Annotated in this window: 13 protein-coding genes; 2 read left to right on the forward strand and 11 right to left on the reverse strand. The window is 47.8% G+C overall.

All coding sequences use genetic code 11. The features are described 5' to 3' along the window. Nucleotides 1-121: 121 nt before the first annotated feature. The 11 genes from JW881_15965 to JW881_16015 all read right to left on the reverse strand — a co-directional run bounded on the left by JW881_15965 (nt 122) and on the right by JW881_16015 (nt 21,961). Entirely contained in the window at nt 122-1,495 is a 1,374-nt protein-coding gene (locus JW881_15965) for an ATP-binding protein (protein ID MBN1699015.1), read from the reverse strand. A gap of 141 nt (nt 1,496-1,636) precedes the next feature. Continuing rightward, complete coding sequence (locus tag JW881_15970) at nt 1,637-2,926, reverse strand: hypothetical protein (protein ID MBN1699016.1); 1,290 nt, start codon at nt 2,924-2,926, stop codon at nt 1,637-1,639. A gap of 160 nt (nt 2,927-3,086) precedes the next feature. After that, the gene (locus JW881_15975; GenBank protein ID MBN1699017.1) at nt 3,087-4,058 is read right to left on the reverse strand and encodes a helix-turn-helix transcriptional regulator; all 972 of its coding nucleotides are present in this window, start codon (nt 4,056-4,058) and stop codon (nt 3,087-3,089) included. A gap of 324 nt (nt 4,059-4,382) precedes the next feature. Beyond that, nucleotides 4,383-5,225, reverse strand: coding sequence for a hypothetical protein (locus tag JW881_15980; protein ID MBN1699018.1), 843 nt, complete (start codon nt 5,223-5,225; stop codon nt 4,383-4,385). Nucleotides 5,226-5,370: 145 nt separating this feature from the next. After that, a complete protein-coding gene (gene clpA, locus JW881_15985; protein ID MBN1699019.1) occupies nt 5,371-7,644 on the reverse strand; it encodes an ATP-dependent Clp protease ATP-binding subunit ClpA in 2,274 nt (757 codons plus the stop codon). After that, a complete protein-coding gene (locus JW881_15990; protein ID MBN1699020.1) occupies nt 7,641-7,943 on the reverse strand; it encodes an ATP-dependent Clp protease adaptor ClpS in 303 nt (100 codons plus the stop codon). Before JW881_15990 ends, clpA begins: the two co-directional genes overlap by 4 nt. A gap of 294 nt (nt 7,944-8,237) precedes the next feature. Beyond that, nucleotides 8,238-9,293 (reverse strand): LacI family DNA-binding transcriptional regulator, encoded by a 1,056-nt coding sequence (locus JW881_15995; protein ID MBN1699021.1) that lies wholly within the window; start codon nt 9,291-9,293, stop codon nt 8,238-8,240. A 193-nt stretch (nt 9,294-9,486) separates the two neighbouring features. Next, nucleotides 9,487-13,041: an EAL domain-containing protein gene (locus tag JW881_16000; GenBank protein MBN1699022.1), complete on the reverse strand. Its 3,555-nt coding sequence runs from the start codon at nt 13,039-13,041 to the stop codon at nt 9,487-9,489. A gap of 17 nt (nt 13,042-13,058) precedes the next feature. Continuing rightward, nucleotides 13,059-16,601, reverse strand: coding sequence for an EAL domain-containing protein (locus JW881_16005; protein MBN1699023.1), 3,543 nt, complete (start codon nt 16,599-16,601; stop codon nt 13,059-13,061). Nucleotides 16,602-16,941: 340 nt separating this feature from the next. Beyond that, complete coding sequence (locus JW881_16010; GenBank protein ID MBN1699024.1) at nt 16,942-20,481, reverse strand: EAL domain-containing protein; 3,540 nt, start codon at nt 20,479-20,481, stop codon at nt 16,942-16,944. 235 nt (nt 20,482-20,716) lie between these two features. Then, nucleotides 20,717-21,961, reverse strand: a complete 1,245-nt coding sequence (locus JW881_16015) for a GGDEF domain-containing protein (GenBank protein MBN1699025.1) — start codon at nt 21,959-21,961, stop codon at nt 20,717-20,719. Nucleotides 21,962-22,185: 224 nt separating this feature from the next. Between JW881_16015 and JW881_16020 the strand changes: the two genes are divergently transcribed. Continuing rightward, nucleotides 22,186-22,620, forward strand: coding sequence for a hypothetical protein (locus JW881_16020; protein MBN1699026.1), 435 nt, complete (start codon nt 22,186-22,188; stop codon nt 22,618-22,620). A 106-nt stretch (nt 22,621-22,726) separates the two neighbouring features. Then, nucleotides 22,727-23,761 carry an AAA family ATPase gene (locus tag JW881_16025; GenBank protein MBN1699027.1) on the forward strand — a complete coding sequence of 345 codons (1,035 nt, stop codon included), beginning with the start codon at nt 22,727-22,729 and terminating at the stop codon, nt 23,759-23,761. The last annotated feature ends 47 nt before the right edge of the window (nt 23,762-23,808 follow it).

Here is a 23,808-nt window from a genome sequence, read left to right on the forward strand (position 1 = left end):
CTTATTTTTTATTTAATTTACCTGTTTTTAATCAATAAAAACAAATGGTTGTCGGTACACCAATGAATGTATACAATGGTATAGCATACATTATTATCAATGAAAAGCAGGATAACCGGTTTTATCGCACCCGTTCAAGAACAGTCTTCGGGGTTATCTGATGAACCTTCCCGTTTCCCGATACGGCCTTTTTTGTCCAAACGGCATAGACGATATCCTTTTTGTTATCGCCTGCCAGATACCGTGCCTTTTGTTCAAGGGATGTCTCAATTGAGGCAATATCCGGCGAATCCGCCCATTTCACTTCTCCGATCAACAGACTTTTATTATCCAATGATTCCGCAACAATATCTATCTCGATCGGATTTTTATCGGGGGCCTTGCCCCACCACCGCGCCGCGACGTTCCATTCAATCCCTCCGATGTCGAGGCGGGGCACCGAGTCCCTGGCAATATCCTCCCAGACACCCCCGATATGATGGTTTATATCCTTTTGTATTTTCGAAAAAACCGGTTCGATCATATCCATTTCAAGCATTGATTTATACGGCTGTATATACTTGAAATAAAAGCGAAGAAAGGGGTCTGAGAGTTTGTAAAGCGTTTTTTTTGTGCTTTTTATGTTCTCTCCGAAAGGAAGCTCCCTTTTTATATAACCGAGATCGATAAGGTACGAAAGCGTCCGCGAGAGATGGCCTGCCGGTTTCATAAGCCGTCCCGCTATTTCCGAAAGGCGGTGACAGCCGTTTCCGATCAGGTATAACAGGGAATACGGCTGTGTCGTACTCCTCATATCGTCCAGCAAAAGCCTGACGGGCTCATTGTGGAGGATACCGTTTTTATCGAGTATCAACTCTTTTATTGCGGTATCCGTATCCTCATAATTTTTTGCCAGTTCCCAGTAACGGGGCACACCCCCGAAGACGGCGTATGTACCGACCGATTCTTCGGGATTTTTTCCCAGTGCTTCCGATATCCAGCCCGCTTTCAGGGGTTCGATATGGATGATCTGTTGCGCGCGGCCGTAAAGCGGTGATGTCGCCTTTAATGCAAATCCGTACATCATCCGCTGGGATGATCCGCAGAGGACGATATCGATTCTGTTTATTTTCGGCAGATCGAGAAAACGCTGAAGAATACTCGGAAGCTCCGGGCTGTTTTGCACCAAATAGGGAAACTCGTCGATAAAAAGGGTAACCCTTTCGCCGGCGAACCTGTCCAGGTTATCGAAAAGGGATCTCCAGTCGGGATATTCCACGGATGAAAAACCATGCACTACCTTACCGATCTCTCCGCTCAACGCCTTAATCTGTAAACGTTTATCGGACTGATCGGCAAGGAAATAAATATCACGCTCTTTGAGAATATGACGGATAAGCCTTGATTTGCCGCAGCGTCTTCTCCCGTACAAAATAACGCATTGTGCTTCCGGTGAAGCAAGCGCTTTCCCTATTCGTTTCAATTCTTTCTGTCTGTCGAGAAACGGAAGTTTCATTCGATTCCTTTCCTTATACAATGCATGTCAAACATTATGTTTCTCATACATAATGTTTGACATGCATAATAGTATATTATTGAAACATTATCAAGGGGAAATACCTTATTTTTCTTTTCCTTATATTACAATGAGTGCCTCCTACCACCCGAGATCGGTCCTGATCTGCGCGGCAAGCTGGTTTGCCATGAGTTCGTGCGTTTTTACCGAGGGGTGCCAGTCTTCCCCGTAACCGTTTGCGGCGTCCTGAACGGGAAACTCGATGAAGTGGATGCGCGAATCGCCGCCGGACGTGAGTGTATTGACGACCGAGCCGATATAATCCCTCGCACTCGCGAGTTTGTCGTCGGAAAGCATGGGACCGACCGCGCAGTAGATATGGGTCTGCGGATACTGCGTCCTGATTTTCCGCACGAAGTTCGTGTATGCGGTCGTGAACTGTGTCCTGTCGGGAATCCCGACGCTGTAATCGTTCGTACAAAGATTGACGACCGTCGCATGAGGTATCCATTCGCCGGGGTTCCAGAGGTTCGTCGTATCGTAGGGGAGAATCCGGTCATAAAGGGCCGGCATGACTTCGTCCGTGTCGCCTCCGTAATTGCGAATCACTCCCTTACCGGACCAGGCGACCGTGATCTGATCGGCGCCGAGAAGCCGCGCCGTCACAGAACCGTATGCGAGGTACGCGTTTTCGTTTTTCGTCGTGAAACTCTGGTACCGGTCAGTGCCCTCGTTCCCGTACCCGCAGGTGATCGAGTCGCCGATAAACTCGATTCGCCTTGATGATGCTTCAGGCGGCGGGAGAGGGGTTCCCGATCCGAACGAGAAACCCAGAAACTGCATGTCGCCGACCCAGGCTTCGGTCCTGCGGACGATCTCGACGGTATGCCGGCCCGATGAAAGCCCCGATGCAAGGAGTATCGGAGCCGACCCGTCCGTACCCGACGGAACATTAATCGGCGTGCGGACAATCCCGTCGATAATCACATTGATCCAGTTGTCTCCGGTCGATGCCAGTCCGACACTCGCCTCGGTCCCCTGAAAGCCGGCCTTTACGGTCGTCGCACTCCAGCCGAACTTCGGGCCGGAGGGATCGCCCGTGTTGAATCTGCCGATGAGAAGGGCGCCTGAATCCGGCGCCGCGGCCGGCACGGGTGTCGCCGGACATGGAAACTCCGAAATAAGACCGACGTAGTACTGTGCGACGAGCAGTGCATCCACGATATCGATGCCGCCGGAGCAATTGACATCCGCGTTCGCCGCTGAAAATCCCGACGGATCGAGCCCCACATAATGCCGGGCGACAAGCAGCGCATCGACGATATCGATGCTTCCGCTTGCATTGACGTCGCCTGAGGCCTGCGCATGTATGGAAAGCCCCGAAATGCAAAACAGGGTGCAAAGAAAAATTCGAAATAATACGGTATTCACTTTTTTATCTCCTTTTATCATTTTGTTTGATATCGTCGAACCGTGTGATTCAAACTCACATCATTGATAATAATTAACAGGATTGTGTAAAAATATCTTTGCATTTTTGCAGAAATAACGGGATTTTTGTCAATGTAGGGTATAATCGGCCGTTTTTCCGTCAACTGCCGCGGTATTGACGGGGAGTCATTCCTTCCGCCTGTTTGAAACACCTGTTGAACGTGGAGATGTCATTAAATCCGACCTCCAGCGCTATCTCCGTTATCCGGCGGTCGGTCTCTTTTAATAGACGTTTCGCTTCGGTGATTCTTATCCGGTTGATAATCTGCTTGCAGGAACGGCCGTACCGGTTTCTCATGAGTTCAGTAATATGTACTCTCGGAATGCCGGTTTCCCCGGAAATCATGCTGCCGGAAATCCGTGGGTCCGCATAATGTTCTTCGAGATATGCCAGGACACGGGCAAGTTCCTCATCGGCATAATTTCCGAGTGCCAGCTTTCTGTACGGTATTTCTTTCAGCGGAGGAGCAATATGTTTGTTTTTTGCGCTGATAATCCCCTTCTTTATTACGATTCCCGCAACCAGTGCCATGCCGTAAAGCATTGTTATGACGTTGAGAATGATATACGTAACAGGGTAGGATTTACGGAATTGAATTCTTTTTACCTCGAACACCTCCTTTCTTTCCGCCGGAGGATCGGTCCCCCTTTGAATGAACTGAAAATCCAATGCCGCCACTTTTCTGTACGTTTCCTTGAAACGTTTTCCCCCGGGGACATTCATCAGATCGAACCACCAATCCGGTGTAAAAAAATCGTCCCGATGTATTCGATACACGGATACATCGGGAGTAAACGAAAGCGTATATTCGTTGTGGCGCAGGTCGAGACCGCCGGATTTCTCCGGCTTCGAGACGCCTTGTTCGAAGGTTTTTATAAAAACGACAACATTACCCGCAGTCACGTTTTCCGTCTCAAGCAGCAGGTAATCGAAACCGGAGAGATCAAGGCAGGTGTTATCCCTTTTCAAGCGGATGAGAAGGCTGACATATGGATAAGGCTCATCATCCGGTTTTTCCCTTATGATAAAAGAAAGCGCAAGTCTTTCCGGTCCGATATGAAAATCTTCCACGGTGCTGTTCGGGCTTGTATAGGTTTCGGTGAGATTCCGGTACCTTGTATTCGGAAAAAGGATCAGCGTATTGTCAAAGATATACAGTATGGAAGGGGTCAAGAGAACGAGAGGTAATAATAGAAAAAACAGCCGCAAAATTACTGTTACCCGCACCGCGTCTTTTTTTTACTCCCTGAAATTTCAGCATCGCTTTTTCTTGAATAATATTAGAATTCCTTCTCCCATGCAAGTGCGTTTGCGATTGAACCTGATTCCGGTCGCCGCCAGAACATGGTGAAGGCAGCTTCCTTCATGTTCACCCTGCTGTGATGAACAAACCGGTTATTTAAGCACAAAACCCATGGTAATGGTAACGGTCGCGATATAGTTCGCCGTATAATCACCCACACTCTCCGACCAGAGCCGGTCGTCATTTTCCGATGTCCCTTTCGCACTCCCCCCGAAAAAGCGGAGGTTGAGAAAGGATTCAATACCGGCGGCAAGCGGGAATCCGGCGCGAAGGGACGCGTCGAGTATCGATCCCTCGAATTCGAAGTCGGCGCCGTTTATGATCGCCGATGAAGCGTATAGACCGGTCACATCGGCGGCAAGATAAAAACCTCCGGGGAAGATATACGTTCCGGTCAGGACCACTGCCGGTACCGGACCCAGATTCTGACTAACCGAAAGCCCCGTCCCGTCCCGGTCTTCGAAGATGATGGATGCATTCCTCATCTGGAGGGCCAGTCCCGCGCCGAGTGAAAAGGAGTCCGTTATCCGGAAGTCGTAGATATAACTCACCCGGTAAAAAGGAAATCCGTAAACGAGATCGAGATTCGTTCCGGCGGGGAACGTCACGTCATCGATGGTAATATCCTCGTACACCCGCGTTTTCGTCTCTATCCTGAACGGTTGATAGAGAAACCTGAACGTATGATGATCGAAGAGTGTCACGGATGCGGTAAATCGCTGAAAAGGGAAGAGAATTTCCTGACCGCCCCGGCTTATATAATCGAACTCGGTGGTTCCTTCGCCTATCTGAAGTGTGTGGTGAAAGAGTTTGATGAAACCCAGTTCATACTCGAGGCTGAACATATACCACGAATCGGTATTATTGAGAATGGTCTGGGCGCCTGCCGAAAAGGAGAATAGTACCAGAATACTCATAACCAATAAAGCTTTCATCATAATTCCTCCTTTTTGTTATCACATTCACTATAAGGTAATTAATTATTACCCTTAAGAACAGACGAAAAATAAAAAAAAAGATAATTGACTTAATGGACCGGCGCATATCATGCGGGAGGTAAGGGTCGGGGTTTATCGAAATTTACTGCTTTTTCTCTTTGATATCAAAAACAAGCCCTTCCCCGGGGGGGGCATCGATCACGACATGCCCTCCGTTCTCGAGTTTTCCGAAAAGAATCTCGTCGACGAGAGGGGTTTTGATCCTGTCCTGGATAACCTTTGCCATGGGACGCGCGCCGTAAGCCGGATCGTATCCCTCTTTTGCAAGATAGACTTCGGCATTATCGGTCAGCTCCAGGCTGATTTTCTTCGGTTCGAGCTGCGCCCTCAATTCATCGATGAACTTCCATACGATCTTTTTAATGGTGGCGGTATCGAGGTGCGAGAAGATGATGATATCGTCGAGACGGTTCCTGAACTCGGGCGCAAAATGATTTTCAATCGCCTGTTTCGGGCTCGACTTGAAAAAATCCTCCTCGCCGCCGGAAAATCCGATACTCTGCCTGCTCATCTCACGCGAACCGATGTTGGATGTCATGACGAGAAGGACATTCCTGAAATCCGCCTTTCTTCCCGTATTGTCGGTGAGGGTCGCGTGATCCATGATTTGAAGCAGGACATTGTAGATGTCCATATGCGCCTTTTCTATCTCATCGAGAAGAAGAACGCTGTTCGGGTGCCGCCGTATCGCATTGGTAAGGAGTCCCCCCTGTTCGAATCCAACATATCCGGCGGGAGAACCGATAAGACGGGACACCGTATGCTTTTCCATGTACTCACTCATGTCAAACCGTATCAGTTCGATGCCGAGAATACCGGCGATCTGTTTGCAGAGTTCGGTCTTTCCGACCCCGGTCGGCCCGCTGAAAAGAAAACAGCCGACCGGCTTTTCGGGATTTCCCAAACCGGCCCGGTTTCGTTTGATCGATGTCGAAAGCTTCCGCACGGCCTCTTCCTGACTGAATATCACGGCATTGAGTTTTGCCTCAAGGTCTTTCAGATGATCCTTTTCGGCAAGGGCGACGCTTTTGATCGGAACACGCGCTATCTTTGCCACCGTCTTCTCGATATCCAGATTGGTGATATGGGTGCGTTCGGGGTAATAGAGTGAAACATGGGCGCCGGACTCATCGATGACATCGATCGCCTTGTCCGGCAGATATTTCTCGTTGATATATTTCGCAGAAAGCTCCGCGGCTGCGGTCAGCGCGTTCCTTTTATACACGACATTATGAAAAACCTCATAACTCTTCTTCAATCCTTCCAGGATTTTCACCGTCTCTTCGATGGACGGCTCTGCAATCTCGATCTTCTGAAAGCGTCTGCTCAATGCCCTGTCCTTCTCGAAGTAGCTTTTATATTCTTCGAATGTCGTGGAGCCGATGCACTTGAGTCCGCCCATCGTTATCGCCGGCTTCAGAATATTCGACGCGTCGAGGCTTCCTCCGCTGACGGCGCCCGCGCCGACAATCGTGTGGATCTCGTCGATATACAGAATCACCTTCTCCTTTGACTGAAGGGCCTTTATCACTTCCTTGAGACGCTCTTCGAAATCCCCCCGGAACCGCGTTCCCGCTATCATGCCTCCCAGATCGAGTGCGTATATCTCGTACCCCTTGAGTTTATCCGGCACTTTATCTTCGACAATCGACTGTGCGAGTCCCTGTGTGATGGCCGTTTTGCCCACGCCGGCGTCCCCGACATGGACGGGATTGTTCTTTGTCCGTCTGCAAAGGATTTCGATCGTTCGTTCGAGTTCCTGTTTTCGGCCGACAAGAACATCGAATTTCCCGGCCCGTGCCATTTCAGTCCAGTTCTGCGCATAAAGCTCGAGGTAATCCTTCCCCTTTTTTCTTCCCGATTCATTTCCGAACCGCGGGGCGGCCCCCTGTTTTTCTTCTCCCCCTGCGTATTCTCCGTTTTCGAATCCGGGTTTTGAAATTCCATGGGAAATATACTTCAATATATCGAGACGGGAAATTCCCTGATTTTTAAGAAGTGAAAGAGCATGAGTATCCTCCTCCTCAAAAAGAGAAATAAGCACATCCCCGATCTCGACCTCTTTCTTTTCCGCCGATTTTGCATGAATGAATGCCCGGTGAAGGGTCCGCTGAAACGCGATTGTCTGAATCGGTTCATTTCCCTGTGTCTCGACCTTTTCCAATGTCATGAAGTACTCGTTGATTTTTCCGTCCAGTTCTTCAATATCGCCGCCGCTGCTTCTGATAATCGCCGTTCCTTCCTTGCTCGAAAGAATCGCCTTGAGAAGGTGCTCGATGCAGAGATACATATGCCCCTGTTTTTTGGCAAGTTCATAGGCGCGTTTGATCACATTTTCGAGATCCTGACTGATCATTCTTCCTCCATAACACACCGAAGCGGATAACCGGCACTCTCACTCATATCGTGAACAGTCGCGACTTTGGTTTCTGCTATTTCTTTCGTATAGATGCCGCAGATCCCGTATCCCCGTTTATGAACATCCATGGTAATCTGAATCGCTTCGGGTTCCGGTTTTCTGAACACCTCAACCAGCACACGGATGACGAAATCAAAGGTCGTATAATCATCATTAAGGAGAATCACCTTGAATTTGGGAGGTTCGGCCGTGCGTTCCTCATATTGAACCTCTTCTTTGTATTCGTGATCACTCAATGGTTATTTCATCCTCCGGTATCGATAAACCGTCGTCCCGCGATGATACGTTCCCGTTCTTCACGATATCGTATCCCATGAGGCGATCATCATTATTCTTCACCCCGGACAACTTCTTTGCTTGTGTTCATCTAAATTTTAACAACAAAATTTTATTAAATCAAGAGGGAAAACCACCCGGCTTTCTCCGCCGCCGTTTTATGTCCTCATATTTTCATGCCTGTACCGCTACGGTCTCTCCTACAGAGAGAAGGGACGACATCGCGTTGAAACCTTACGGAACATGAACCTGTCTCAGTTTTGTAATTTGTCCCTGCCGTCAATGAGTATCTCATTGCACGATTGACCGATCTCGAGGGTACAGGTAAGAATCCTTTCTTTTTGCAGTACCTTTTTACCCGCGATCAACGCAAAAAGCATCTCAAAAGCCGCACGTGCGAGTTCTTCGATAGGCTGCCGGATTGCCGTGATCCTGGGGGAGAGGTAGTTGAAAAAACTAAGAAAATCAAAACTTGCAAATCCTATCTGATCCGGAATGTCGAGGTTCAGTTCGCGCAATGCCATGATCGTGCAGAGAACAAGATCGCCCGCCCCGGCAATAATCGCTTCGGGCATATATCCGCTTCCGATCTGTTCGACAAGTATCGATTTGACGGAAGGTTTTTCATACGGTGTATGGATGACCTTGCACCGGTCGATGCCGGCCTTTGAAACCGCTTTCTGAAATCCTTCAATTCTTTCGATGACGTTTGTATATTTTTTCGGACCGCCCAGAAACAGAATCTTCCTGTAACCGCATCCGATCATGTGTTCGGTAAGCCTGAATGCCGCCTGGCTGTTATCGATATCCACATAATAATCGGGGATATACGGACTTTTTCCAACCATGACAAAGGGTATTTCCATCTGATAAAGATCGGAAAGCTGCTTTTCACCCAGCATTTCCGAGCCCGCGATGATTCCGTCGATACGCTTACCATTGAGCATCAATTCATAGGCCGATTCGATGTCGCCCTCGACCTTGGAAGTCGACAACAGGACGGTATAACCGACGGTCGCGGCCGCCTTTGTGATGACGGAGAGAAGCATCGGCCAGTAACCATTTGAAAGATAGAAACCCGCTTCGTGGGGAATGATCACCCCGATATTTCCCGTCCGCTTCGAGGCAAGGCTCTGGGCAATCGCATTCGGTTGATAATTGAGCTTTTTGATAAGCTGCTTTATCCGCTCTCTGGTTTTTTTACCGACACCGGGCAGATCATTGATAACCCTCGATACCGTCCCTTTGGATACATTTGCCCGATGGGCGATATCCTTTATGGTAAGTTTTTTCTGTTTGCTTGAATTCATTATTGCCGTTTACCGCCTCTTACCGGGAGTCAATACACACCCGTTGGTTCGAATAATTCGCATTAATAGTATCACATTCCCGTTTTTTGTCAAGATTGTTTCATTGCCGGTCATGTGCCCTGTATAAGCGGGCGGCTTTCTCCGAAAAACAAAAAACACCTCGTAATCGACGGGCGAATGCCGCCAGATGATCTCACAATACAAGCAGCTCGGGTTTTGCTATTTCATAACCCTGGGCATAGTCCACGCCGATCTGTTTCAATCGCTTGAGTGTTTCCTCATCCTCGACATATTCCGCAATCGTCTTCAGTCCCATGACATGCCCGATATCATTCATCGTTCTTACCAGCACCAGATCGAGGGAATTCTTTGAAATTTCCTTGACGAACGCGCCCTCGATCTTGAGAAAATCGACGGGAAGAAGTTTCAGGTAGTTAAAGGATGAAAACCCGCTTCCAAAATCGTCAAGCGAGAAAAAACAACCGATTTTCTTCAGTTCCTTGATGAATCGTTTGACCTGCGCGAAGTTTGAAATAGCGTACGTTTCCGTGATTTCAAAACATATCATATAGGGGGGAATATCGTATTCTATCAGTTTGTCCATAACGAAATCGAGAAACTTCGTATCGTTCAACGTTGTTCCGTTGAGATTTATATTATATTTCGCATATGCTTTATCAGGCGTTTCATAATAATCGATGATGTATGATGAAAACAGTTTTTCGATGACCCATCGATCGATATCGGGCATAAGATTGTATCTTTCCGCGATTGCGATAAAAATCGAGGGGGGAATAATCCTTCCTTCCTCATCGATCATGCGTATGAATATTTCAAAATGATCGTTTTCCGGAAGGCCGTAACCGATCGGGCGTATCACCTGTTTATAAAGGCAGAACCTGTTTTCCTTCAGGGCTCGTGTAATATGGGGAAGGAAATAGATCTCGCTGTGGTACTTGATGAACTCCTCGTCCTCGGTATGATAGACATGCACCTGGTTTTTCCCTTTCTTTTTTGCCAGGTGGCACGCGATATTCGCCGCCGTCAATATCTTCGAGATATCATGCGTGAATGAATCAAAATGGACAAATCCGATACCCAGACTTATCTTGAAATGTTCGCCCTTCCACTCGAAAGAAAAATCCGCCACTTTTTTCAAAATCGTATCGACGATCTCCCGGGCGCGGTGAAAGGGGCATAACGGAAGCAGCAGTCCGAACTGGTCCCCGCCGAGCCGCGAGAGGATATCGGTCTGCCGCACGATTCCCTTTAAAAGGGCACCGATATCGCGTAAAAGCTCGTCTCCCGCAACCGACCCGCAAGAATCGTTGATCACCCTGAAGTTGTCGATATCCAGAAAACATATAACATTCTCTTTTTTCTCATGTTTCAGCGAATCCATCACCTCGGCCAGAAAATCTTCGAACTTTATGCGGTTATAAAGGCCGGTAAGCATATCGTGTGTACTCTGATACGATATCTGCCGCGACATCCGCTGCGTCTCGCTTACATTGTGTATAACAATGACGACGCCGATAATTCTGCCGTCAAAATCGCGAATGGGAGAAATCGATTCGGTGATTTCATATTCCTGCATGTCGCGGCTTTTGAGGAGAATCAAACCCGAAAGCTTGAATCCTCGATCCCTTCCCATGACTATCTCCACCGGATCGGAAATCCGACACTCACTCAGCCGATACACGACATTGAACACCTTCTTCAGCGGCATTCCGATCGCTTCTTTCTGGGGCCATCCGGTCAAATCTTCCGCCACGGGGTTAATGTAGGTGATGATTCCCTTCGTATTGGTCGTGATGACACCGTCGCCGATTGATTCAAGGGTCACAAGGGCCTGCCCCTTTTCAACGATAAGGGCGTCTTCGGTTTTTTTTCTCTTCTCTATTTCATCCTTGAGCTTTTTGTTCGTCTTCTTGAGATCGTCGGTACGTTTATCGACGGTCACCGCCAACTCCCTGGCGTGTTTTTCCACCTGAGCGACCAGCATCGCCCCCTTGAGCGAACCGGCGAATTGATTGGAAAAATTCTCGTAGATCACGGGATTGTCGGGGCCGTATTCGAAAACGATGAATCCGAGATTCTCTTCCCTGAAACAAAGCGCCAGCACAATGAACGTGGCTTTTTCTTTCTGTTTCCTTAACGTTCCGGGAACAAGCAGGCGTGAAGGAAAAGAAGCTTTTTTACCGGAGAACACGACTTCCTTGCCGTCGCGATACGACATTATCACTTTCGAGAACGCTCGGCCGCTGTTATGCGATTTATCGTAGAGCGCGATCGAACACATGTCGATGCCGAGATAGGAAAGCCAATCCATAACTATTTTTTTCAGATTATCGAGGTCGAAATAGGCGATCATTTCCTCGTTGATTCTGTACATATCGACCAGTTCTTCACCGAGTTTGTTTTTCTCCGCCTCCTCGACACGGAAAGCGACGCGCCCTATAACCTCGAAAGCGAACGCATGAAGCCGGCGTAAAAACCGTTTTTCCTCTTCAGCACGTGTTAAAAAAAACTCCGCCCACTCGCAGAGTGTTCCGACGATCCGGTACCACCCCTGAACGGGCCGGCCGCGGACGGCGGCTTCGAGGATTATCTTTTCCAGTCCCGGCAGAAACAGGTCATACTTTTTTTCCCCGACATCATGAGTCAGTGCCGTGCAAAGTACATCGGCCCATTCCGCAAAAAGCCCGGTATCGCCGGCTGAGAGAAACCGATTCTTCATCGCTTCGACCAGCCGTTCGGTGCATTGAGACCTGCCGCTCAGGCGCCGTTTTCTCCCGGCTTTTTTGCCCGCCGAATGCTCCCGCAAATCGGCATACTCCTCCCTCTGTAAAAAACATCCGCAGGATTGCCGAATGACGAGTTCGGTCGAAAGGAGCGTCACCGGCGGCGCGTCCCCGCCTCGCATAACTTCAACAAGGCGTTCGACCGCCAGCTCCCCCATCCTCGCAAGCGGCTGGCGGACGGTAGTCAAAGGCGGATCCATATTACGGGCTTTCACGATATCGTCGAATCCTGCGAGTATAACGTCATCGGGAATTCTCATTCCCCTTCGCTTGAGTTCCTCGGCCGCGCAGATGATCATGCTGTCATTCGCGCCGATAAGCGCGTCGAATTTCACCTTTCGTTTATCGACAAGCAGTTTCGCCGCCTCCGCCCCCGAATGGCCCAAAAAATCACCCGGCACCACAAGATCGGGTTCATAGGGGATATTGTACGCTTCAAGCGTCTCCCTGTAGATGCCGAATCTCAGGACCGCTTCGGGATTGTTTTTCGTGCCGCGGATATATGCGATACGGCGGGCTCCGTGCGTTTCGATGACGTGTTTCATGAGATCGCGCATCCCGTTCTCGTTGTCCACGATGATTGACGGCACACCTTCAATGGCGACGCCGACACTTGTCATGGGGAGAGGTGCGAATTTCGAATAGAATGCGAGAAGTTCAGCGGGCGAGACGTGGTTGCCGAGCGAACCGGAAATGCCGATAATCCCGTCGACATTCTCGGGACCGACGAGTTCATATATGACATTCCTCTGCTTCCTGTAGAAATGCGGCGAATCGAGACTGTTCCCCACGAAGCAAACGAGGCGGACTCCGGCCATTTCTACATAACGGCGGACTCCGGTAAAAATAGCGTACTGGTAATCATCGAAAAAACTGACCAGCAGCAGGGCAATCGTCTTACCCGAACGAGACGTATCGGCATGTATGCTCTTTTTTCGAGTCATAAATCGTTTTTTCCATCCTAATCCAATACAAGGAGTTTGGGTTTTGCTATACCGTAACCCTGGGCGTAATTGACGCCGATTTCCCTTATCTTTTCCAAAACGATATCGTTCTCGACGTATTCGGCGACGGTCTGCAGACCCATCATGTGACCGAGATTATTGATGGTCTTGACCAGAACAAAATCCCTTGGATCGTTCGCGATTTCTTTCACGAAAGAACCGTCTATTTTGAGATAATCGACCGGAAAATGTTTCAAATAACTGAACGAAGTCCAGCCGCTTCCGAAATCATCCAGCGAGAACGAACACCCCATTTCTTTCAATTCTTTCATGAATTCAGTCACTTTCGCAAGATTGAGAATCGCCGCGTTTTCGGTAATCTCGAAACAAATGCAAAAAGGGGGAACTTTATATTTTTCGAATTGCTCGATGACGAAACCGAGAAACTTGTCGTCGTTCAATGTCAGCCCCGAGAGATTGATACTGTATTTCATCATCGAATCCTTTAGATCCGACCAGTGCTTTAATTTGTAGGAAGAAAAAAGCTTTGTGATAACCCAACGGTCGATCTGGGGCATGATGTTGTACCGTTCGGCCGAGGGGATGAACCGCTGCGGGAAGATGATATTTCCGTTTTCATCCTTCATGCGGATCAAAATCTCCGAATGATGCCGGTCTCCGTTGAGTTTTTTTCCGATCGGGAGAATCTGCTGATGATATAAACAAAACCGCCCCTCTTCGAGCGCCCTCGAAATCTGCGGTAAAAAAAACAATTCGCTGTGATATCTGACAAGATCCTCGTCTTCATAACTATAGACATGGATCCTGTTCCCTCCGTTCTTTTTTGCAAGACAGCAGGCGACATTCGCCGAACTCATAATATCGGCAACGTCGTCGCTTGACATATTGATCGTGACAATCCCGATGCTGACCGTAATTTTAAAGGTTTCTCCCTTCCATATAAACGAAAAATCCTTGATGTTCCTTCTCAACGCGTCCGTAATGAGTTTAGCCCGGTGCAGCGGACATGAGTCCAGAATCAACCCGAATTGATCGCCGCCGAGTCTGGCAAGAATGTCCGAATGACGGATACCCTGTTTGAAAATAGCCGTTATCCGGCGCAACAATTCATCGCCGGCGATGTCGCCGAGTGAATCATTGATAATCCTGAAACTGTCGATATCAAGAAAACAAAAAATATGTTCGTTCTTCTTTTTTCTGGCATGCTCGAGCAATTCGGCCATCACTTCATTGAACTTGACGCGGTTATAGAGACCGGTCAGCCTGTCATGAGTCGTATGATAATCGATAAGGCGGGACATCTTGTGCGCTTCACTCACATTATGTATGACGATCACCACCCCGTAATTGCTGTTGTCCGTTCGTATCGGGGCGATCGATTCCTTAATGGTAAACTCCCTCCCGTCCTTGCTTTTGAGCAGAATGGAACCCGATAGCTTCAACCCCCTGTCCTCGCTCAACACAATTTCCACTTTGTCCTTTAAAAAGTCATCCGACATGTTATACGTCACGTTAAGTACCTTTTTCAGCGGATTCCCCAATGCGTCTTCATGCTTCCATCCGGTAAGGACTTCAGCGATCGGATTCATGTAGGTGATGATCCCCTCGGTATTGGTGGTGATGACGCCGTCGGCGATCGACGCCAGGGTGACGAGCGCCAGTTCTTTCTGCTTACTTAACGCCTCCTCTGTTTTTAGCCGTTCCTTCATCTCTATCTTGAGTTTTTTATTCGCGTCCCGCAGGGTTACCGTTTTTTCCTTGACCTTTGTTTCCAGTATATCGGCCTCCATACGGGCGGCTTTAAGCAACGCCGATCCCTTGAGCGTACTTCCGATTTCACTCGCCAGTGTTTCATAGATAATTCCGTCAATCGGTCCGGGTTCGAAGAGGACAAACCCGAGTTGTTCTTCCCGGAAATAAAGAGGCAATACAACGGCGGTATATCTCGTCCGGGCGTTTCTCATACCCCCCGGCACAAGGTGAACGGAAGAAAACTTCCGCAGCCCCCTCTCGAAGACAATAGACGATTCATGCTGATAAGAAAACAAAAGTCTCGAAAAACCGCCGGGATTCGAATTGTTTTGATATACCGAAAGGAAACAGCTTCGAATCCCCAGATTGGGAAGCTGGGCTTCGAGATTTTCTTTCAGGTGGTCTTCATCGAATGTCGTTATCAATTCCCTGTTGAGCTGATGGATGACCCTGTTCGCTTCATCGTTTTTCACCCGAAGGAAAACCTGATGGTTCTCCGACAAAAGGCCGAGAAAAACCAGTGTTTTCCTCCAGAGGGCTTCGAGAATGCATTCACGATCCCGTCCGTTCACACCTTTTTTAAATCGTGTAAAAAGCATTGAAAATACCGGATGCCAGGCCTGCACCCGGATGCCCCTCGCCGTCGAATCCGCGATTATTTTTTCGATTTCATCAAGGAAAGACTCTCCCGCGAACCCTTCCTTTTCACAGATTAAAGCGTCATATATGCGTTCCGCCCATTCCCTCAGTACATTTTTTTCCTTCATACCGTTTAACGAGTTTTGCATTATATCGGCAAGCTCCATGATAAGTCTGCGGGGAGCGGCGTCCTCCATACTTTCATCATTGCCGGAAGGAAGGGTATAATATTTTTTTTCCAGGCTTCTGTAAATACGGCATCCACACGAAGGGCGAATCACAAGCCTGGTCGGGAACACAATACGATCGGGCACATCCCTGCCGGACAGTTTCTGGAGAATGATCGCCACCGCCTGCCTTCCCAATTCGTCATAAGGTTGCCGCACGGTCGTCAACGCCGGGACGACGCCGCACGCTTCATCGATATCGTCGAAACCCGCGACGGCAACATCATCCGGAATTTTTATATTCCTCTCCCCGAGTGCCTTCATGGCACTCAGGGCCATATAATCATTCGCCGCAACAAGCGCATCGAAAGCCGCCTTTCGTTCGTCCAGAAGACGCACCACCGCCTTTCGTCCCGCCGCACGGTCAAAATCCCCCTCGACCACAATATCGGGATCAAAAGGAATCCGGTACTCTTTCAGTACCTGTTTATAAAGCTGGAAACGCAGATCTGCATCGGAGTTGCCTCGCGGACCGGAAATAAACGCGATCCGCTTTCTCCCGTGAACCTCTATGATATGCGACAACAACTCTCGCATCCCTTTGGCATTGTCGACCAGAATGGAGGGAATATCGCGAAGGGGAACACCGATACTCACGATGGGTATATCGGGTAGCCCTTTATAGAAACTCCGGAGTTCCTCCAAACCGATATAATTGCCGATCGATCCGGAAATTGCGATAAATCCGTCCACATTATCTTCGTTTACCAGATCATAGAGAATATTGCGTTGCGTATGAAACAATTCAGGGGAGTTGAGCGAACCGCCGGGAAAACAAATCAGATTCACGCCTTCTTCTTCACAGGCTTTTACCACCGCCGTCCAGATGTTTTCCTCATAATCCTCGAACAGATTATCAAGAAGCATGCCAATGACGGGGGACCCCGGCACATCCCCTCGTTTTACTCCGGATACACCCATATCACCCCCGGCTCCTCTTTTTTTATATTTCGATTCTCCTTAACTATAATCCACCACGATGTCTCTTTGCAAATTTATATCCCCACGGATGATGAATGTTTTCGGTGAAACGGCATCGACCGGCTCCACACCTCATCATATACCGGCCAACTCCGTCGAAAAAGATATCATCCCGGTGACAAGAGACGGGAATAACGAAACATCATGAAAAATACGGCTGAACAATACGTACGTTTTAATCGGCCGTATAACAATTCGAATGCCGGACAGGCAAAGGTCGCGATATTGCCCTGCTATTACCGGTATACCGCCGTTAACGGCATTTCTCAACGGTTTAATTTCACAGCCTGTGCTGTCTGAACGGTTCCGGCTTTGATATAAAATAACCCTGAGCGTAATTGACGCCGATTTCCAGCAATTTCTCGAGTATATACTTGGTTTCGACATACTCGGCGATCGTCTCCAACCCCATAACATGGCCTATATGGTTAATCGTTTTCACGAGCTCATAATCGAGGGGGTTTTTATCGATTCCCTTGACGAAAGACCCGTCGATTTTCAGAAAATCCAGGGGAAGTTGTTTCAAATAGTTGAACGATGTCCAGCCCGCCCCGAAATCGTCAAGCGAGAAACAACAGCCGATTCGTTTCATTTTCTTCATGAAATTTATTACGCGCGAAAGATTATAGATCGCCTGTCGTTCCGTAATTTCAAAACAGATCATAAAGGGAGGAATGTCGTATAAATCGAACTGCTGAAAAACAAAATCGAGGAAACTCTCGTCATTGAGGGTCGCCCCGGATAAATTAATCGTATACTTCCCCCTTGTATGATACACCGTTGCATTATAATCTATTTTATAGGAAGAAAAGAGTTTTCGGATTGCCCACCGGTCTATGATCGGCATGACATTGTATCGTTCGGCGGTCGAGATAAAGGTTTCGGGCGCGAGAATCTGACCGTTTTCGTCTATCATCCTTATGAGTACTTCGTAATGCTCTCCGTAGGTGATTGTCTTCCCGATCGGTTTTATTGTCTGCGTATAAAGGCAGAACCTGTCGTCCTCGAGCGCCTTTGTTATATGGGAAAGATAATAGATTTCACTCCTGTATTGAATCAGTTCCTTGTCCTCGGGTGTGTGAACATGTATCCTGTTGCCTCCTTTTTTCTTTGCCAGAGAACACGAGACATTCGCCTGGCTGAAGAGATTCGTCGTGCTGTCGCTGTATCTGACAATGGGGACGAGTCCGACGCTTATCGTCACCGCGTAATCCCTCTCCTGCCAGGTAAACTTCTCTTTGCTCACCATTTTGCAGAGATCCTTCGCAATCCCTTCCGCGGTGGCGACGGGACAACAGGAGAATAATACGCCGAACTGATCCGCGCCGAGCCGGGCAAGGGCATCGGAACTGCGGATTCCTTTTTTGAGAATATTGCTGACATGGCGCAGGAGTTCGTCTCCCGCGACCGAGCCGCACGTTTCATTGACTATCTTGAAATTATCAATATCGATGAAACAGAAAATATGTTCCGTTTCTTCCTTTTTTGACAGCATAATATGCTCGTTAAGCAATTCCTCGAATTTTGATCTGTTATAAAATCCGGTAAGCGCGTCATGCGTGCTTTGATAGACGATCTGCTGCGACATCAACTGTATTTCACTGACATTATGGATGGTGATGACGACACCGATGGTTTTATTTTCGCTATTCCGTATCGGTGATATGGTTTCCCGGATTGAAAACACCCTTCCGTCTTTACTCGTGAGAATGATCGAACCTGAGAGTTTGATACTCCGGTTTTCATTGAAAACGACCTCGGTCGGATCATTGATAATACCGTCGCCGAGATTGTACGTGACATTCAACACCTTTTGAAGGGAAAGCCCCACGGCCTGACTGATTTCCCAGCCCGTCAGTTTTTCAGCCACAGGATTCAGATAGGTAATGATCCCCTGATTGTCCGTGGTAATAACGCCATCCCCTATCGATTCAAGGGTGACAATGGCCCTCTCTTTTTCCAGACAAAGCTCCTGTTGCACCTTTACCTTTTCAGCGATCTCCTCTTTGAGCTGCCGGTTGGCATCATCGAGATCGTATATCCTGTTTTCGATCTCTTCCATCAGTTTCCCCGCCTGATTCTCCACCTTCTCGAACAGATGCGCCCCCTCGAGTGTCCCCGATATTTGCATGGACAGGCTTTGATACAGCATCCCGTTCATGGGGCCTATCGTAAAAAGAACAAACCCAAGATGAGTATTCTTGAAATAAAGCGGCAGTAAAATGAAATTGTTGTTTCCGTCGAACAGATCGATTGAATCAGGCGCCAGTTGATTCGAAACGAACCTGCCGCTTCCGTTCTCCTTGGAATCGAGCAATCTCTCTTGATTATATGCAAAAAACAGTTTTGCATAATGTGTATCGGTATGCTGCCTGTCATAGAGGGACAGGCAGCAACGCTCGATTCCCAGACCGGGAAGACACTGGTACAGGACACTTTTAAGGGTTTCAAAGCAAAAGGCCGTGGCAAGCTCCTGGTTTATATGCTGAAGTTCCACGGCTTCCTTTTCGCTGCACAATCTTAAGAAAGCATGACTCCTTCCGCCGAGTTCTCCGATAAGAACAAGCGATTCTTTCCAGAGTCGTTCAATATAGTGCCTGTTTTTTTCCGGAAAAGAGAATGAAGATGCTTTCTGAAAGAAAGAGATGACAACCGGATACCAGAAAAGGGTATCGATTCCCATCTCCGATGATTCCAGGACGCTCGATTCGAGCATATGTAAAAATATCTTTTCACTTTGACCGTTCAGTTCCTTGAGAAGCGATGCGGAGAGTTGTTTCGCCCACTCGAAACCCTTGATCGCGTCCTGAAAACCGGTGAAATTTTTCTCCATTTCATCGACCAGAAGAGAAAGAAGTTCACCGTTTTCCACCACATATTTCTCGCTCAACCCGATCGATACAGGGGTAAAATCCGATAAAGAGGAAACCGATTTTGCGTTCCCGACACAATTGCACGAACGACGGACGACAAGTCTGGTCGTGAGTTCAGCTTTGACGGGCACATTCTCTCCCCTGAGAATTGAAATCATCATTTTCACCGCCTTGCACCCGAGGTTGAAAAGGGGCTGATGTACCGTAGTCAGGGGAGGATTATTGAACCGGCCTTCTTCGATATCATCGAATCCCATGACCACGATATCCTGGGGAACGCGAATTCCCCTGTTTTTCATTTCTTTTATCGAACCGATCGCCATATAATCATTTGCCGCGATAAGGGCGTCAAACTCGACCTTTTTATCGTCGAGAAGCTCCGATACGGCCCGCTGTCCCGAATATTTCTTGAAATCGCCGCAAGCGACGAGACGGGGATCAAAGGCAATCCCGAGATCCGTCAGTATTCTCTTGAACGCGCGGAAGCGCTCCTCGGCTTCAGGATTCTTGACTGGCCCCCGTATAAAGGCGATCCGCTTCCTGCCGTGCACCTTGACCAGGTGAGTGACACCTTCAAGCATTCCCGTAACATTATCGACCAGAATGCTCGTACACCCGTCGACAAGCATACCGATACTCACAATCGGAAGCGTATTATATTTCCTGTAAAAGCTGCTTACGCCTTCCGTCCCGACGTAGTTCCCCAGAGAACCCGAAATGCCGATAATTCCATGAAGACGTTCCGGACTTACCAGATCATAGATACTGTTTCGCTGGGACATGAAGCCGTTCGGATCACCCAATGTACCGCCTGCATAACAGATTAATTGTATGTGTTCCTCTTTTGCGGCAGCAACGGCTCCGGTCCATACACCTTCCTCATATCTGCCCCAAAAATGTCCAAGAAATAGGCCTATTTTATAACTACCGCCGCCACTCACATTCATCCTGTTTTCCTATCCTTACATACCATTCCACACCACGTACGATTACCCCACACCCGCCGTAAAAAGATTTTTTACACACTGTCATGGATTATTTTTTATTAATCGTCATCTGACATATTGAAAACGTGGAATCACCCATAGATCAACCATTTCTTTTATGTAATATAAATATAATAAAAGGATACCCATAACTCAAATTTATTTCCATGATTTTATAAAAAAAGACGATTAAACTCTATATATCATTACCCTGACCGAATATTTTTTCATAGATGATTATCTGATTTCTTCCGTTCTGTTTGGCATAATACATCGCCCTGTCCGCCCGAAAGATTATCGCTTCATTGTCTTTATCTGTCGGATGATATTCCGATACCCCGATCGAGAGGGTGACTTTGAATGCCCGTCCGTCATCCGTTTTGAACTCTATTTTATTCAATTCCTGCGCAAGCCTGATAGCCGGTCCAAGGGCATTATATGCGTTCGTGTTCGGCAAAATGACGATAAACTCCTCGCCGCCGAACCTGCCGGGAATATCGTGATCGCGGAGGATACCCTTTCTTTGCAGCAAATCCCCTACCGTCTTCAGCACCCTGTCCCCGACAAGATGCCCATATGTGTCGTTTACCCTTTTAAAATGATCCAGGTCGATCATCATGATGGAAAAAATTCCAAAGTGATCGGCAATCTCTTCATCGAAGTTTTCCCTGACGGAGGGTTCATCCTCTACCACTGCCTTCTCTGCTTCTCCGCTTTGATGATAAACGACCGCTTTGTCTTCCTTCTTTTTCCTCTTCTTTCGTTCCTGGCGGCCTTTATAATCCATCAGCACATCACTGCCGCCGCCCAGCCGCTGAAGATTGCGGATCGTCCTGTTTCTTTCCTTTTCCAGAAACTCAAAAAGGGCTCTCCGGTTGTAAAGGTTGGTAAGGTTATCGATTTTATTTTTTCGGGCGAGCTCCTTGTTGAGTTCTTCGATATCGTCTTTCTGTTTTTTAAGCATTTCACTATAGACGACTTCCATGAACGCGTGCTTTATATAATCCGAGAGTCTGTATGAAAGCATCGCCTTATCGAAGAGAATTACCATAAACAGATTGAACTGTATCGCCTGGGTAAGATTATCCGCTTTTTCGAAAAAGAGGTAGCAAGGTTTGTTCCCGTTCATAAAAGCGGGATCCTCGGCACATCGCGGTTCGGTAAAAAGATAGAGAAAATTGTTAAACGTAGCTTTATCAATCGATTTAAAGTAAGCGCGCAATTTTTCCTCGTTTTCCTCAAAAAAATTACCCTCGATAGCAATAAAAATATCGGAAGGGCCGGCATTGTCCAATTGTTGCTTGTTTGATCCGGCGAGAAAAGTAGAAAAGCTGATTATATCGGTATAATACGGGGCCCGTTCTTTGATCCTCTCGAGCAAGGGCGAGAATCTGTCGAGACAGTCATTAATAATCAACAGATATTTGTCTTTCATCTTCATCAAGACCCAATAATCTGGATAAAACCTCTCTATGTAATACTATAGTTCAAAAACGGCATATTGCAAGGATTTATCGCCAAAAAAGGGTGGCGGGCCGATCGGGATAACAATGCCGATAACGCCATGAATTCCCCTGAAAAACAGAACTCGGGGTGTATGAACCATTATTATGTGTCACTTTATCATCAAGATTATACCCGTTTTTTTCGAAATTAAAAGAGTCAATGACAACAACACCATTCAAGACAGATTATAACAATACCGGACTAAAGGCCGAACAACCGGGATCGCTTATTACCGAACTTGCGACACTTCTTGAGACCTATTTCAACCGCAACTGGTTTTTCATCCTCATCGAGGATATTCCGGTCGATATCGACTCGATTATGGAGATGAGCCGTCTCCTCTCGATACAGACCGAACCGGATGAGGCAAAGATACGGGAATTGGTACATGGCCTGGATCAATTCATACAATCACTCAGGAGATATGTTATTCCGTTCCTGAGACAGAAGCTGAGAATCTCTTACCTTATCCCGCATGCCATGATCAAGGATAAAAATAATCTTCTGGTGTACCGGCTTATCGCCTCTGTTTTTCCCGACAATGTCAACCGCCTCGCTTTGTTGACGGATATGTTGAAAGAATATTGCCGATAGGCGGCAAATTCTTGCCTTTTCCTCATTGAACTTTCCGCAGTAACATATTACACTCATTTCCATGGCAAAACAGAAAGAGAAACCGTCAGCGGATAAAAAAAAAAGAATGGCAACACGCGCATCCGGTAAAAAACAAATAAAAAAGACGTACGGGAAAAAACGGAAGATTTCATATCTGACTGAAACCGAATTACGCACGTTTCATGGCTTCGTCCGGACCCTTATCGACAACCTCGAACAGGTGATCAGGGGGAAACGGCCGGTTCTCGAGTACCTCGTCACGGCCCTTATCGCCGGAGGCCACGTTCTCATCGAAGATGTCCCCGGTCTTGGAAAAACGACCCTCGCAAAGACCCTTGCCCACCTCATTTCGTTATCCGAACGTGGGAACCCCGTTGTTTTCAAACGTATCCAGTTTACACCGGACCTCCTCCCTTATGATATTACGGGGGTTGATATTTACGACCAGAAAAACAACGCATTCGTTTTTTCTCCGGGCCCGGCCTTCGCGAACATTCTTCTGGCCGACGAGATCAATAGAACAACGCCCAAGGTACAGTCCGCCCTCCTTGAAGTAATGGCGGAAAACCAGATAACCGTTGGAAACAGAACACACTCGATGGATCCGTTCTTTTTTGTCATAGCCACCCAGAATCCCGTTGAGACCGAAGGCACCTATCCCCTCCCGCTCGCACAAATAGACCGGTTTCTTATGAAGCTTCACATCGGCTACCCCGACGAGGAAGTTGAAATAAACATCGTCAAGGACGATCCCGCCTTTAATATCATGCCGCATATCACCCCGGTTTGCGGTAAAGAGGATATTCTTTTGATACGTAATGCCGTTAACAACATCTATTGCGACGAAAGACTCATACGGGCGGCGGTAAACATTTCAGCCGCCACAAGAAAACACAGGGGAATCGAACTCGGTGCATCTCCACGGGCAAGTCTCATGCTTGTCAAGGCGGCCCGTGCCTATGCTCTCGTCAAAGGGAGAAGTTACATTATCGATCAGGATCTGGTTGATCTGGCACCCCTTGTCATCTCACACCGGCTCAGAATGAAAGCCCTGAAACTCGAACCCGAAGCCCTTATAAGGGAACTGACACTCGATGCGCTTCAGAAACTCTCGTATTAATGTTTTCGCGATTCACTTCACTTTATACCGATATCATGATACCATTG

Source organism: Spirochaetales bacterium, assembly GCA_016930085.1.
In the GTDB taxonomy this organism is placed as follows: Bacteria; Spirochaetota; Spirochaetia; order SZUA-6; family JAFGRV01; genus JAFGHO01.